The organism is Providencia sp. (assembly GCF_040396775.1).
Taxonomy (GTDB): domain Bacteria; phylum Pseudomonadota; class Gammaproteobacteria; order Enterobacterales; family Enterobacteriaceae; genus Providencia.
In genome coordinates this window covers 1-15,325 of the sequence record NZ_JBEBNT010000010.1, presented here as the reverse complement: position 1 = coordinate 15,325, position 15,325 = coordinate 1, and the positions used below count along the sequence as shown (strand labels likewise).

At 39.1% G+C, this 15,325-nt stretch carries 14 protein-coding genes; 12 read left to right on the top strand and 2 right to left on the bottom strand.

Annotated elements, in window-relative coordinates; genetic code table 11:
* The first annotated feature begins 460 nt into the window (after nucleotides 1-460).
* From fdnG to ABWP91_RS11835, 12 genes are all read left to right on the top strand, one after another.
* Nucleotides 461-3,508 carry a formate dehydrogenase-N subunit alpha gene (gene fdnG, locus ABWP91_RS11890; RefSeq protein WP_353243457.1) on the top strand — a complete coding sequence of 1,016 codons (3,048 nt, stop codon included), beginning with the start codon at nucleotides 461-463 and terminating at the stop codon, nucleotides 3,506-3,508.
* Nucleotides 3,509-3,517: 9 nt separating this feature from the next.
* Entirely contained in the window at nucleotides 3,518-4,456 is a 939-nt protein-coding gene (gene fdxH, locus ABWP91_RS11885) for a formate dehydrogenase subunit beta (protein WP_353243456.1), read from the top strand.
* Nucleotides 4,456-5,094: a formate dehydrogenase cytochrome b556 subunit gene (fdoI, locus tag ABWP91_RS11880; protein WP_353243455.1), complete on the top strand. Its 639-nt coding sequence runs from the start codon at nucleotides 4,456-4,458 to the stop codon at nucleotides 5,092-5,094. The genes fdxH and fdoI overlap by 1 nt, the downstream gene beginning before the upstream one ends.
* 372 nt (nucleotides 5,095-5,466) lie before the next feature.
* Entirely contained in the window at nucleotides 5,467-6,024 is a 558-nt protein-coding gene (locus ABWP91_RS11875) for a tyrosine-type DNA invertase (protein WP_219245275.1), read from the top strand.
* A gap of 936 nt (nucleotides 6,025-6,960) precedes the next feature.
* Nucleotides 6,961-7,350 carry a helix-turn-helix domain-containing protein gene (locus ABWP91_RS11870; protein WP_353243454.1) on the top strand — a complete coding sequence of 130 codons (390 nt, stop codon included), beginning with the start codon at nucleotides 6,961-6,963 and terminating at the stop codon, nucleotides 7,348-7,350.
* An 82-nt stretch (nucleotides 7,351-7,432) separates the two neighbouring features.
* Nucleotides 7,433-7,996 (top strand): fimbrial protein, encoded by a 564-nt coding sequence (locus ABWP91_RS11865; RefSeq protein ID WP_353243453.1) that lies wholly within the window; start codon nucleotides 7,433-7,435, stop codon nucleotides 7,994-7,996.
* A gap of 66 nt (nucleotides 7,997-8,062) precedes the next feature.
* Complete coding sequence (locus ABWP91_RS11860; RefSeq protein ID WP_353243452.1) at nucleotides 8,063-8,608, top strand: fimbrial protein; 546 nt, start codon at nucleotides 8,063-8,065, stop codon at nucleotides 8,606-8,608.
* 28 nt (nucleotides 8,609-8,636) lie between these two features.
* Nucleotides 8,637-11,168 carry an outer membrane usher protein gene (locus ABWP91_RS11855; protein ID WP_502935810.1) on the top strand — a complete coding sequence of 844 codons (2,532 nt, stop codon included), beginning with the start codon at nucleotides 8,637-8,639 and terminating at the stop codon, nucleotides 11,166-11,168.
* A gap of 13 nt (nucleotides 11,169-11,181) precedes the next feature.
* Nucleotides 11,182-11,931, top strand: a complete 750-nt coding sequence (locus tag ABWP91_RS11850; protein ID WP_353243450.1) for a fimbria/pilus periplasmic chaperone — start codon at nucleotides 11,182-11,184, stop codon at nucleotides 11,929-11,931.
* A gap of 10 nt (nucleotides 11,932-11,941) precedes the next feature.
* Complete coding sequence (locus ABWP91_RS11845) at nucleotides 11,942-12,556, top strand: fimbrial protein (RefSeq protein WP_353243449.1); 615 nt, start codon at nucleotides 11,942-11,944, stop codon at nucleotides 12,554-12,556.
* A gap of 40 nt (nucleotides 12,557-12,596) precedes the next feature.
* Nucleotides 12,597-13,157, top strand: coding sequence for a fimbrial protein (locus ABWP91_RS11840; protein WP_353243448.1), 561 nt, complete (start codon nucleotides 12,597-12,599; stop codon nucleotides 13,155-13,157).
* A gap of 13 nt (nucleotides 13,158-13,170) precedes the next feature.
* Nucleotides 13,171-14,172 carry a fimbrial protein gene (locus ABWP91_RS11835; RefSeq protein WP_353243447.1) on the top strand — a complete coding sequence of 334 codons (1,002 nt, stop codon included), beginning with the start codon at nucleotides 13,171-13,173 and terminating at the stop codon, nucleotides 14,170-14,172.
* Between the two features lie 45 nt (nucleotides 14,173-14,217).
* Here ABWP91_RS11835 and ABWP91_RS11830 read toward each other — a convergent pair whose 3' ends face one another.
* Both ABWP91_RS11830 and ABWP91_RS11825 read right to left on the bottom strand, forming a co-directional pair.
* Nucleotides 14,218-14,895 carry a fimbrial protein gene (locus tag ABWP91_RS11830; protein ID WP_353243446.1) on the bottom strand — a complete coding sequence of 226 codons (678 nt, stop codon included), beginning with the start codon at nucleotides 14,893-14,895 and terminating at the stop codon, nucleotides 14,218-14,220.
* Nucleotides 14,896-14,987: 92 nt separating this feature from the next.
* On the bottom strand, nucleotides 14,988-15,325 hold a 338-nt coding region (locus ABWP91_RS11825; RefSeq protein WP_502935809.1), incomplete at its 5' end, for a fimbrial adhesin EcpD family protein.

Genomic DNA, 15,325 nt, shown 5'->3' with positions numbered 1-15,325 from the left:
GATGATTAATAATGATGAAATAGCACAAAATAATCAATTTGCTGATTATACGCCAAATAGCGCCTTTATGTAGAACACAGGGAGGTAAATTTGTGAGATGCTACAATTATTTCATTAAAACAATATGTTCCAAAAAAATAACTTAGTTTATTAAGATATTTTCCTAAACAATACAGATTGAGTCATATTGCCCGCTAAAGAGCGAATTTATCGATTATCTTTTGGTAGCATCACTTTTTTATGCAATTTCCTGCCTAACTGTTTCCATATTGTTACTATGGATTTATTTTTTTTAGTAATTATAATTAGCGCCCATCATTTTATGTAGTAGTTCATTACATTGAGTTCGTACATGATGCTCAGGTCTGTCTTGAATGATTGAAAAATGAAATTCGCCGCGGATAGGTTGTTTTTAACGACCTAGCCTTGGGCTTTCTTATCAATTAACAAGGAGACGCTGATGCAAGTCAGTCGACGGTCTTTTTTCAAGATCTGTGCCGGTGGTATGGCAGGAACTTCCGCTGCACTACTTGGTTTTGCCCCAAATGTATCTTTCGCAGGTTCTCGCCAATATAAGCTCTTACGCTCTGTCGAAACACGTAATAACTGTACCTATTGTTCTGTGGGTTGCGGTATTTTGATGTACAGCTTAGGCGACGGCGCAAAAAACGCAGAAAAAAGTATCTATCACATTGAAGGCGACCCTGATCACCCGGTTAGCCGAGGCTCATTATGCCCAAAAGGGGCGGGGCTTATTGACTATATCCACAGTGAAAACCGCCTAAAACACCCAGAATACCGCAAACCAGGCTCCGATAAATGGGAGCGTATTTCGTGGGAAGAAGCGATAGACAAAATTGCACGTTTAATGAAAAAAGACCGTGATGAAAATTTCGTTACGCACAATGAAAAAGACCTAGAAGTTAACCGCTGGCTGACAACAGGCATGTTGTGTTCATCTGCGGCGAGCAATGAAACAGGTATTCTCGATAATAAATTCTCCCGCTCGTTAGGCATGCTCGCTATCGACTGCCAAGCCCGACTCTGCCATGCCCCAACCGTTTCCGCACTTGCCCCAACATTTGGTCGTGGCGCAATGACCAACAACTGGGTTGATATTAAAAATGCCAACGTCATTTTAATTATGGGTGGAAACCCAGCGGAAGCTCATCCCGTTGGTTTCAAATGGGTTATCGAAGCTAAGATCAAAAATAATGCCAAAGTCATTGTTGTTGACCCACGCTTTAGCCGCAGCGCATCCGTCGCAGACATGTATTCACCAATTCGAGCGGGTTCAGATACTGCATTTTTACTCGGTGTTATCCGCTATCTTATTGAGAATGATAAAATTCAACATGAGTATGTCAAAGCCTATACTAATGCGCCATTAATCGTTCGTGAAGATTATCATTTTGATGATGGGCTTTTTAGCGGCTTTGATGATAATAAACAACAATATGACCGCAGCTCTTGGCATTATGAAACCGATGCAAATGGCCATGCGCTCAAGGATGAAACACTTCAACATCCTCGTTGTGTTTGGAACCTATTAAAGCAACACGTTTCCCGCTATACACCTGAAGTCGTCACGACATTATGTGGTACACCACTTGAAGATTTTATCTATATTTGTGAACAACTTGCCTCGACTTCTGGCAAAGACAGAACGTCGACCATTTTGTATGCTTTAGGGTGGACGCACCACACAGGCGGGGCACAAACGATTCGTACCGCAGGTATGATCCAGCTATTGCTGGGTAACGTTGGTATGCCGGGTGGTGGTGTCAATGCGCTACGTGGCCACTCCAACATTCAAGGCTATAGCGATTTAGGGTTACTCTCTTTGAATCTACCGGGTTATATGCCGTTACCCAACGAGAAACAGGATTCACTACAAACCTATCTATCGCAAATCACACCAAGCTCAATCGTGCCTGACCAAGTGAACTACTGGAAAAGAACGCCCGATTTTTTCATTAGCTTAATGAAAAGCTTTTGGGGTGACAATGCCACCGCAGCCAATGAATGGGGTTATCACTGGCTACCTAAATGGGATAAGAGCTATGACATCATGGCGCAAACCCAAATGATGGTTGATGGCAAAATGAATGGCTATATCGTTCAAGGCTTTAACCCATTAGCCGCATTCCCAGATAAAAACAAATGTAGCGTAGCACTTTCGAAACTCAAATATCTGGTTATTATCGATCCTCTGGTCACTGAATCATCAAACTTCTGGCAAAACCATGGTGAGATGAACGACGTCAATACAGCAGATATTCAAACCGAAGTCTTCCGCCTTCCATCCTCGTGTTTTGCTGAAGAGAATGGTTCGATTGCAAACTCTGGCCGCTGGTTACAATGGCATTGGGCAGGAGCCCGACCACCCGCTCAAGCATGGCATGACGGTAAAATTTTGGGTCATTTATTGATGCGCCTACGCCAACTATACCAAGAAGAAGGTGGTGTTTGCCCTGAGCCATTAATGAATCTCTCTTGGAATTATGTAGACCCTTATGACCCACAACCTGAAGAAGTGGCAAGGGAAGCGAATGGGCAAGCGATGCAGGATATTTATGATGAAGCCGGCAAGCTATTATTCAAGAAAGGGCAACAACTGGATGGGTTCCACCAATTGAAATCCGATGGCTCAACAGCCAGTTTTTGCTGGGTCTATTCTGGTTGCTGGACAGAAAAAGGCAATCAGATGGCGAACCGCGATAATGCGGATCCATCCGGTTTAGGTTGTACCCCGGGCTGGGCGTTCGCTTGGCCGCAAAACCGCCGCGTTCTCTATAACCGAGCGTCAGTCGACCCAAGTGGAAAACCATGGGATGAAAAACGCCAACTCATTAAGTGGGATGGTACTCAATGGGGGGGATTTGATGTCCCTGATTTTGGTAATGCCCCGCCAAACAGCGGTGTCGGGCCATTTATTATGCAGCCTGAGGGTGTCGGTCGCTTATTCGCCGTGGATAAAATGGCTGACGGCCCATTCCCCGAATTCTACGAACCGTTTGAATCTCCAGTAGAACATAATATTTTGCATCCAAAAGTGTCGCGTAACCCAGTAGCCCGTTTATATAGCTATGATAAGGATCACTTAGGAAATGCAAAAGATTTCCCTTATGTGGCAACTACTTATTCCATCACTGAGTTATTCCGTCATTGGACGAAACATTCATTATTAAATGCCATTGCACAGCCTGACCAGTTTATCGAAATTGGTGAGCAATTAGCCTCCCAAAAAGGCATTAAGCAAGGTGATGAAGTTAAAGTCAGTGCGAAACGAGGCTTTATTAAAGCCAAGGCTGTGGTCACTAAACGAATTCGCCCATTAACCATCAATGGTAATGTGGTTGAAACCATTGGGATCCCTTGCCACTGGGGCTTTGAGGGAGCAACACAAAAAGGTTTCCTTGCCAATACATTGACGCCATCAGTTGGTGATGCAAATGCATTCACGCCTGAATATAAAGCGTTTTTAGTTAATGTTGAAAAGGCGTAAGGAGAAATTATGTCACTGCAATCTCAAAATATTATTCGCCGTTCAGCAACGAATAGCCTTACGCCAGCACCACAAGTGCGCAACCATCAAGAAGAAGTTGCGAAACTGATTGACGTTACGGTCTGTATTGGCTGTAAAGCCTGCCAAGTGGCCTGTTCCGAATGGAACGATATTCGTGACCAAGTGGGCACTAATATTGGTGTTTATGATAACCCTATCGACTTAACGGCAAAGTCTTGGACGGTTATGCGCTTTTCTGAAGTTGAAGAAAATGGCAAATTGGAATGGTTAATTCGTAAAGATGGTTGTATGCACTGCGCTGACCCGGGTTGCTTAAAAGCCTGCCCCGCAGAAGGCGCTATTGTTCAATATGCTAACGGTATTGTCGATTTCCAATCTGAGCACTGTATTGGTTGTGGTTACTGTATCGCAGGTTGCCCATTTGATGTTCCTCGTATCAATAAAGAGGATAACCGTGCCTATAAATGCACATTGTGTGTCGACCGTGTCGAAGTAGGTCAAGAACCTGCATGTGTAAAAACCTGTCCAACAGGTGCTATCCATTTTGGTAGTAAAGAAGACATGAAACATCTTGCTCAAGAGCGTGTTTCTGAACTGAATACCCGAGGCTACCAAAATGCCGGGCTTTATGACCCCCAAGGCGTTGGTGGAACCCACGTGATGTACGTTCTTCATCATGCAGATAAACCCAATCTTTATCATGGGCTCCCTGACAATCCCGAAATCAGTGAAACGGTAAAATTCTGGAAAGGAATTTGGAAACCGCTTGCAGCAGTTGGCTTTGCGGCAACCTTTGCTGGCGCAATGTTCCACTATTTTGGTATCGGGCCAAACCACACCACAGAAGAAGATGAGGAAGAAGCGCGAAAAGATAAAGAAGCGGCTTCTCAAACTGCACAATCAGAGCACAACGAGGAGCAACACTAATGAAAAAAAACAGCGATACAATTTTACGCCATAATGCATCTGAGCGTATTAATCACTGGTTAGTCGTCATTGCCTTTGTCTTTACGGCATTCAGTGGGTTAGGTTTCTTTTTCCCCTCATTAAACTGGTTTATGAGTATTTTAGGGACACCCCAGTTATCTCGAATACTGCATCCCTTTGTCGGTAGCCTCATGGCATTTTTATTTATCTTCATGTTTTTTAGATACTTAAAATATAACTTTGTGGATAAACAAGACCTTATTTGGGCTAAAAATATCCACAAGGTATTACGTAATGAGGAAGCTGGCGATATCGGCCATTATAACCTTGGGCAAAAAGGGATTTATTGGGTTCTCAGCCTGTGCCTTATCGTCCTTACAGTCAGTGGGATTATTATTTGGCGCCCTTATTTCGCGGATTATTTTTCGATTTCAATAATCCGCGCGGCATTACTAGCGCACTCACTGTCTGCTATAGTTCTGATTATCACGGTTGTTGTTCATGCTTATGCAGCCTTTTGGGTAAAAGGCTCTATTCGTAGCATGGTTGAAGGCTGGGTGACACGTGGATGGGCAAGGAAACACCATCCTCGTTGGTATCGTGAAGTATTAGAAGAAGAAAAAGAGAAGAAAGAATAATCGTAAATTAAAACCGCCAAGCAGCGTCATTTATGGTGTTGTTTGGCAAATTTTTACCCGTAGATGCCCTTTACCGCCCACCTCTTCTTAGTGCCAACGCAACAACATTCTCTCATAAATCAATTTATCTCTGGGAACGAAACTAGTTTCACAAAGATGCATTTTATCCTTCAACAATTCCATACTTTTTGCTCACTTACTCTTTTTAACACGACTAAAGAGTATGAACAGTCATCATGATTAATCACTCGTATTTAGGTATCATCACGTATGTTTATGACATATTATATTTAATTTTAGGAAAATTAATTATTTTTAGTTAATTTATTGTGGGTATATAGCGAAATGTAACTAGGTATAAATGAGATCATAATGACTAAACGTAAATTTATTACACGCACAGAAGTTAACGCTCTATTACATGCAACCAAACAGGGGCGATATCCTAATCGTGACTATTGTTTGTTATTAATGAGCTTTTTACATGGTTTGAGAGTCAGTGAACTTACTCATATTACCATGTCTGATATTGATTTAGTCCAAAAAGTCATCTACATCAGACGATTAAAAGGGGGACTATCCACTGTTCAACCTATAATTCCAGAAGAATTTACAGCAATAGAAAGATGGTTAATTGAGAGAGACTCTTGGAAAACATCCAGTTCAGATTGCTTGTTTATCTCGCAAAAAGGGAGCCAAATTTCTCGCTATCAAATTTATCGTTTATTTGAACAATACGGCAAGATAGCAGGACTTCCCGTCAAGCTTCACCCACATATGTTAAGGCATGCGTGTGGATATGCATTAGCTGACCTCGGCAGAGATACTCGATTAATTCAAGACTATTTAGGGCATCGAAATATTGCCCACACTGTAATTTATACCGCAAGTAATGAAAAACGCTTTAGCGGTATTTGGTCTAATCAATAGACAATTTAATGACTTGTGTCAACATGAAACCAAAGTTCAATATTATAAAATGAATTAAATACCAAGAATACCTCAGTTATTTAACCAATTAGTTTTATAAAACTGAGGTATTCTTATAAATAGTGGGTGTAACGATTAATTTTAATACCACTAAATGAAGCTACAAATTGGTTATTTCCCAAAACCCTAAAATAAGATTAGTTAATAATTTTATTTATTCTTATTTTACCAATTATCATGATTTAAATACTCAAAATATGAGTATAACCACAGCCTTATTAAATTAACAAACCATTATCAATACACACACAAAAAAATCACACAATCATTCATATTAAGATAATCGCATAAAGATTTTTAATGATATTCAAAATGAAATTTAAATAATTCTGGAGTTTAATATCAAAAAACTACACTTAAAAAGGAATAATCAATATATATATTATGAATGAAACAAAAAATAAGATAATAATAAATAAAGCTAACAATAATGAATAAAAATCAACAATGTAATTAAAATATCATTTAAAATCAAATGGTAATGCAACATAATAAATCAAAATGTTTAAAATGCCTAATAAGTATAATTCTGAGACTAACCAAAATCAAACAGCATAAAACTCTGTTGATGTAATACCTTTTAGAGATAACCAGCAATTAATGTAAAAATTTATTATCTACAACAAAAAGTTACCATCCATGATGTTTTTATTACAAAAACAACCCAGCCAAATAATCTAATTTTACTAACAAAATACACAAATTAAAGATTTTAATCCTGACAACGATAATATATAAAACAAAATCGCTAAAACCAATTTAACGCAACATTTTGATTTATTTTGTTGCGTTTTTTGAGTCAAAAATAATCAAGTTGTTTACTTTGCAGGCAGGTCTGACCGTAGTCTAACTGACATAACGCTTTATTGGTGAGATATGAAAAATAATAAGTTAAAAACCAGTATAGATAACTTTCAGAAAATACTGACTGAACAAATTGGTTTGGAATTATTCCATCTTAGAAAAGAAAAAGGGTTAAGTGGTAAAGAGCTAGCTAAAAAATTAAAGATATCACAACAACAAATTTCTCGATATGAAAGAGGAATATGTAGCATTAACTGTGCAATGCTGTTTTCAATCTTATTCTATCTAGATACTAACCCTAGTGCGTTTTTCGAAAGTATAACATTGAAAATAAATGAAGAACATCCAACTGCTAATTCATTTATTCATAACAATGAAAGTCTCTTCGATGAACAAGATAATTGTCACTATATTTTTAATCGGCAAACAGAAATTATTTTAAATTCTTTATACAGCAAATAGTTATTTAAAAAATATAAAATTTTAACTATGCCCACTTAATTGTTGGGTAATCATCACGTTGTTATATATAAATGAGGTTCAAATGAAAAAAGTATTTTTAGCAGCACTTGTTTCTGCCGCTATCGCTTCTCCAGCACTCGCTGATCAAGGGCATGGTAAAGTTACATTTAAAGGTGAAATCATCGATGCACCTTGCTCAATTAGTTCTGACTCTATTGACCAAACAGTATGGTTAGGCCAAATCGCTAACTCCGTTTTAGCGAATGGCGGCACTTCTACTGCTAAACAATTCAACATTGAATTAGAAGACTGTGTATTCCCTAAAGATGCAGATGACAAAGTCTATAATGACAAAGTCAACATCACATTCTCGGGTTCTAGTGCTGCGTTCAACGCTAAATTATTAGGTGTAACTGGCTTAGATGCAACGGATCCTACTATTGCAGGTAACGTCGGTATTCAATTAACAGATACCAACGGTGCTGCATTAGATATGGGTGTAGCGACTGCGCAAGAACACCAGCTACAAGCTGGTGATAACACTCTGCGTTATAGCGCTTATGTACAAGGTGCAAACGTTGCAGTGGATAAAATCCCATTAGGTAAATTCGAAGGCGTAACTAACTTTACCCTAACTTATAACTAATTGATTAGTTAAAGAGGAATACATTCGTATTCCTCTATTAGTCACCTAATTAAGTCAGAGGTTAAAGTGAAAGGATTTATCTATTCGCCAAGAAATGTATTATCTCTATTTCTTCTTACATTATTTCTTTCGCCACAAATGGCGGCATCACCTCATGGATGGGGAAAAGTCACAATGAATGGTGAGATAGTCGATACTGCCTGTGCAATAGATATCGGGTCTAGGGATCAGACTATTAATATGGGGGTGCTTCCAACAAGCTATATTCGTGAAGTTGGGAAAGGCCCCATAAAAGAATTCAATATTAAACTCGTTGATTGCCGTTGGGAAAAATATTCAAAAGATAATAACGAATGGAATTCACTCGAAGTCACTTTTGATGGTCCATCAGAAGGTGATTTTTTCACACTCTCGGGTGAAGCAAAAGGAGTGCAATTGGCATTGCATGATATATCTGGATATTCCATTACACCAGGGAAACCGTTACCTGCATTAGGAATTACACCTGGCACAATAATATTGAAATATCAAATGCAATTAGTCACCAATTATCACCCTGTTAAAGCGGGTAATTACCAAACCTTATTAAGGTTCAAGGTCGATTATTATTAATTCTAAAAGTTATATTGGTGTTTTAGGGATGTTTTTTATGTTTTTTAGACAACACAAAATAAATATAATAACGACAACGATAATACTCACTTTTGGGTCATTATCTACTCAATTATATGCTGCTGATACCATACAATTTAATACAGCATTATTTGATTTAGAAGACAAAAAAAACATTGATATTAAGCAATTCTCACGTGCTGGCTATATTATGCCTGGCACTTACCCTCTGAAAATACAATTAAACAAAGAAACGCTACCTGAGCAACGATTTTCATTTTATGCGCCGAAGAATGACCCTGAAGCGAGCCTTGTGTGTATTACTCAAGAACAAGTCCAACTGTTGGGATTAACGGCGGATTCGCTGAAGAAAATCACGTGGTGGCATAATAATGAGTGCCTTGATTTACTCAGCTTGCCCGGTTTTCAAGCTCGAGGAGATTTATCTGACTCAACATTATACCTGAGCATCCCTCAAGCCTACCTTGAATATAGAACAGCTAACTGGGATCCACCTTCCCTCTGGGATGAAGGGATCTCTGGGGCGCTTTTCGACTACAACATTAACGCCAGAGCCAATAAACCCCATGATAACAACAGTAACTATAATGTAACGGCAAACGGTGTTGCGGGTGTGAACCTTGGTGCTTGGCGCTTCAGGGGAGATTGGCAAGGGCGTGCTCAACGAGAAACTGGCTCAAATAGTAAAAATGAGCATGATTTCCAATGGAGCCGGCTATACGCCTACAAAGCATTAACCAGTATTAAAGCTAAATTGACCTTGGGTGAAGACTATTTCAACACGGATTTATTCGATAGCTTCCGGTTTACAGGTGTTAGTTTACGCTCTGATATCTTAATGCTACCACCTAACTTACGTGGGTATGCGCCTGAAATTACAGGTGTTGCGACCACCAATGCGACCGTCATTATTAGCCAACAGGGGCGAATTATTTACCAAGAACAAGTCGCTGCGGGGCCTTTTCGCGTCCAAAATTTAAGTGATGCAACAACAGGTAAACTGGATGTTCGAATCGAAGAGCAAGATGGTTCAGTTCAAGAATATCAAGTTGAAACAGCTAATATCCCTTATTTAACACGACCTGGCAGTGTTCGATATAAATTAGCAATGGGCCGACCAACGGATATGGAGCACCATGTTAATGGAGACACATTCGCAAGTGGTGAAATGTCATGGGGTGTCACCAATGGTTGGTCATTACTCGCAGGCTCATTAAATAGCCAAGACTATAATGCATTCAACGTAGGTGTAGGCCGAGACCTATTAGCATTTGGTGCTTTATCTTTCGATATTACACATTCTATTGCAAATATTCCGAATGATAAAAAACTAACTGGTAATTCATATCGAATAAACTATTCGAAGCGCTTTGATGACTATGATAGCCAAGTCCAATTCGCAGGCTACCGCTTCTCTGAGCGTAGCTTTATGACAGTGACTGATTTTTTAACGGCTAAAGACTCCGGTGAACGCCAAGGCAGTAATAAGGAAATGTATGTGATTTCCCTAAATAAAAACTTTAGGGAATCAAGAATTACGGCTTATTTAAACTATTCGCACCAAACGTATTGGGATAAGCCAGAAAGTAATCGCTACAATTTAATGGTCACAAAAACCTTAGATTGGGGGAGCCTGAAAAATATTAATATTTCGTTATCGGCTTATCGCAATAAATATAACGAAACAAATGATGACGGCCTTTATATCTCAGCATCAATGCCTTGGGGAAATGGCGCCAATATCGGCTATTCATTACAAGCAACACGGGACGACACCGTTAACCGGGCAACTTATTATGACAAGCTGTCTGATAGAACCAATTACCAAGTCAGCGCAGGGTCAACCAACAAAGGCGGAACCGCAAGCACCTATATTACTCATTACGGCGATAATACGAAGTTAACCGCAAATGCCAGCTATATTCACAATAATTACACGTCATTTGGATTAGGGGCTCAAGGCGGATTCACTATGACGTTAAAAGGTGCGGATGCTCACCGAGTTTCAAATATTGGCGGCACTCGTTTACTTATCGACACTGACGGCGTAGCTAAAATCCCCGTATCAGACCGCGGTATCCCTATTGCATCAAATGCATTTGGTAAAGTGGTTGTACCTGACTTAAATAGCTACTACCGCAGTAAAGTTAAAGTCGACTTAAACGCTCTACCGAATAACGCCGAAGTGACTGATTCTATTGTTCAAGCAACATTAACAGAAGGCGCGATTGGCTACCGTAAATTTAATGTGTTATCTGGTGAAAAGATGATGCTTTCAATGCGTATGTCTGATGGTTCTGCGCCACCATTTGGTGCTCAGGTTACCAATTTAGCAGGAAAAGAGACAGGAATAGTCACTGATAATGGGTATGCCTACGTGAGTGGAATCAACCCGAATGAAGTCATGATTATTCATTGGGGTGGCGCAGCTCAATGTGAAATTCATTTTCCTGAAAATTTAGAAACAATTAACCAAGGATTATTCATTCCTTGTAAACCATTATCAAATAAACGTAATGAAACAGATAATAATCTGTAGATGAGTGATTGCGATGAAAAAATTAACTAATTTATATATCAGTACTATTTTATTAAGCAGTTTAGTTAGCGGAAGTGCTTTCTCAGCAATTGCTTTAGATAGAACTCGCATTATTTTTAATGGCGATCAAAAAAGTGTATCAATCACTATTACCAATAAAAATAACCAACTGCCTTATTTAGCTCAAGGCTGGGTAGAAAATATTCAAGGGGTGAAAATTACCTCACCTTTTGCCGTATTACCTCCCGTGCAAAGAGTTGAGCCGGAAAAATCAAGCCAAGTGCGTGTTGAGGCACTCCCTGAAATAAGCCAATTACCGCAAGATAGAGAAAGTGTTTATTACTTTAACTTAAGAGAGATCCCACCTAAAAGTGATAAACCCAATGTTTTGCAATTAGCATTACAAAGCAAAATTAAATTATTTTATCGCCCCAAAAGCATCATGCTAAGCGAAACTGAAATGTTGAATAACCCTTGGCAAGAAAAAACACAGCTTATTAAGCAAGGCGACCAATATATTATAAAAAACCCAACGCCCTTTTACATCACTATTATTGGCGCCGCGGAGCGTATCAACTCACCGGTAAATCAAAACTTTAAAGCCGTTATGGTCGCACCATTTAGCCAAGAAAATCTAGGTGTCCCAAGCTCTACTGTAGGTGCGAACCCTGTTCTCACCTACATCAATGACTACGGTGGCCGTCCTAAATTGCAATTCAAATGCCAAGCCAGCACATGTCAGGTTATTCCTGAAAATAAATAGAGAGGAAAAGATGATTAATCAAAAAAGTCTTACCTTGCTTCTCGGGTTATCTCTAATATTTCCATCGTCTATCATATATGGGGCGTCTTCGAATGCCTTTCATAACGCCACAGGGAATTGGGATGTCGAAGGCGCCAACGGAAAAATTTTTGTTTACGGCTCCTTAACTGAGAGTGCTTGCCATTTATCGATGGACTCTGCATTTCAATCTGTTGATTTGGGGAATGTTGAAACTGCGTCATTAAAAGCAATTGGCGCACAAGGCCATAAGACCCCGATTAATATTGAATTACTGGATTGTATCGAAACACCAACCATCTTAAGAAATAATAAATCAGGCAATGTTACATGGAGTACTTCTCAGCCGGGGATGAAAATTCGGTTTATTGCCCCCGTCATTCCGTTTCGCCCTAATATTGCCAGTGTAGAAGGCGTCACAGGATTAGGACTACAAATCACTAACCCAAAAGGAAAAGAAATCGCTTTTGGTGAATACAGCGAACCACAACTTATTTCGTCTGGGCAAAATATTTTAACCTATTACGTAGCCCCCATTAGAGTTGCCGAAAAATTACAGGCAGGCGCGTACCGAAGCGTTATTTCTTTTCAAATAACCTATGAATAAGCTCACTCAATTTTGCGGATGTAGCATTGAAGGTATTTATATGAATAATTTCAATTTTTATAAATTTAAAAAAATAATACTCTCCATGCTATTAAGTTTGTTATTTTTTTCATTACCGAGCCATGCAAAAAATGGTCAAATCGGTGAAATTAAAATTCGAGGGCAGCTTGTTGCCGAAGCTTGTACGGTAAGACCCGGTGATGAAAATATCATTGTAGACTTTGGTACTATCGTCAATAAGTATCTCTATATCAACCAAAAAACGCCTCTGGAAAATTTTAATATTCACTTAGATGACTGTGATAATAGTATCTTTAAAACGGTAACCGTTAAATTTACAGGAACCGAAAATACCAATCTACCGGGCCTTCTTGCATTAGATTCAGGCAGTATGGCTTCAGGTATAGGTATTGAAATTTTAGAATACAGCGGAAAAAAAATTCCCATTAATAGTACGACGCCCGCATACAATCTAGAGAATGGTACGAATATATTAAGTTTTAATGCGAATGTACAAGGGGAACCTGATGCAATCAAAAATAAAAGTATTGCGTTTGGCCATTTTACTGCAACCGCTATTTTTAGTTTAATTTATGATTAAGGTATCAGTAACAATGAAGATATTAATATTACTTCTCGCAACCTTATTATTTTCCCCCACCATTTTAGCATTCCAATGTAAAACAAATGGGGGCCAAGAGGTCGGTGGTGGAACACAAAGTATTTATGATGTTCCTCTTGATAATGATATTTTTGCGGTACCTAATCGAATTAATGAATTTGCAGATGTAAGCGACTTTATGACCTGTCGTAATGAAGCACCCAATGCGTACGTCGATTACCTCAATGTCACAGGCGCTGATTTAGGCCCCGCATTTAAAAATAACCCTGAGTTAAAAGCGGGTGTCGTTGTACGTGGCGCTTATTATCTGGCCCCTTTTAGTGGGAAAGAAATCCAAGTTTTTCGTTTAACCACCGCCTCTGAACCTTTACAAATCAAATTATATTTACAAGTAAACGTTAAGCCGACACCTTCCGTGTTAGTTAGAAAAGGCGATTTATTGATGACGCTGGATCTCCATAAGTACGCGACATATGTAAATAGTAGCCAACATATTGACCACGCCTATTTTAAGTGGAACTTCTATGCTGGAAATGATGTGGTTGTCGGAACAGGGACATGCGATATCAATAATAACCAAATCATTATTGTTGATTTTGAAACAGTCAATGCATCAGGTATTTCAACCGTAGGTAGCGCGAGCCGTTTTCAGCGCAATGTTGAGATCACATACAGCTGTGAAGATAACAACTTAACAGCTCCAATAAAAATGATCTTGAGCGGGGAAACCTCAACCTTTTCATCGGATGCTCTACTCATTAGAACCGGTGATATCGGTAGCCAAGGCCCAATTATGCCCGGACTAGGTGTAGAGGTTTATCATCAAGGCCAACGTGTTTCGCCAATGAATGGGCACTTCAATTCAAAAATCGAAAACGGCCATGGCCGAGATACATTAATGTTTACGTTAGTGAAAAAGCCAAATCTATCACCAAATGAGCTAACAGAAGGCCAGTTTAACTCTGCGGCAACAATTATTATGTCCACCCCTTAGCGATAAAAAGAGGCTTTTACTTATTAAAAGCCTCTTTTTCGTTAATTATTCACAATTCCCAACTGAGTAATATTTATCAAAAATAACAATGTATTTTCGGCTTTTTTTCTTTAAGCGCGTATCGTTAAACTCTTGATTAGGCAATAAATAAAAGACGTAAGGTTCCGAGTCATCATCAGCATCACAGCTTTCATGCAGTAGCACTCTAAAGTAAGTATTCCCTGTATTTTTCAACACGCCTTCATTTGAATTGAGGTTGTATTTAAAGTCAGGTTTTTTGGGTCTCACAACAAAATAGGTTTCTAAACTAACCGTTGGGTAAAATAATGGCTGCTTTTTTTTCCCATCATCGCTTCGCATATCTAAGGGCGTTTCGCTAATAATAATCTTATAATAGCGCTCGGTTTCATCCGCTTGCCCTCGATAAAAAATCTTAAAAAACTCTTGCTCTCCCGGTAATAAAATTTTCTTCAGTGGCGTAAAGATAATTTCACCGTTGAGTATCGGCTCACCTTGTTCTTGGCCACCTGGTTTATCAATTTTATAAGCACTAAAATTATATAAATTCGTCTTTTTTGTGTCATTAACGTATGGCTTCGAAAAAAACTCTTGTCCCGAATCCATCGAAGAAATATCTGAGTTGATATATAACGCAAACGCGTTGTTGTAGAACGAAAAAAATACCATCAAGAATAGGATTTTAAGCAAAGAAAAACGTTTCATAATAAAAATCCGATATTGAATTGAAGGAAGAATTGGCGCCAATAAAAAGGCTACTTGTATCTTTACAAGTAGCCACAAAATAGTTGTAAGATTTATTGAATATCCGGCCCTGTCCAAATCGCCTTGACGGTGATCGTCCCACTAGCTGAAACTGTTCCTAGCCAATCAATGCCGTCTAATGTGAAAAACGAATTGGCATCATTCATTGGGAACGATAAATCTAAATTAGTGCGATAAAAGGAACCGAGGTCTTCATTTGGCCTATCCCATGGCGTTTCCGCCCATAACGCATTTTTCAATGAGATTTCATTACTATCACAACTTGCGCGGTATGATTCCTTCACCCCACTGCCATTTTTAAAGGAAAGATAAGCGGAAAAAGGCACATTTAATTTGTTATCGTTTGACGTAAATAAACAGTACGACTGGC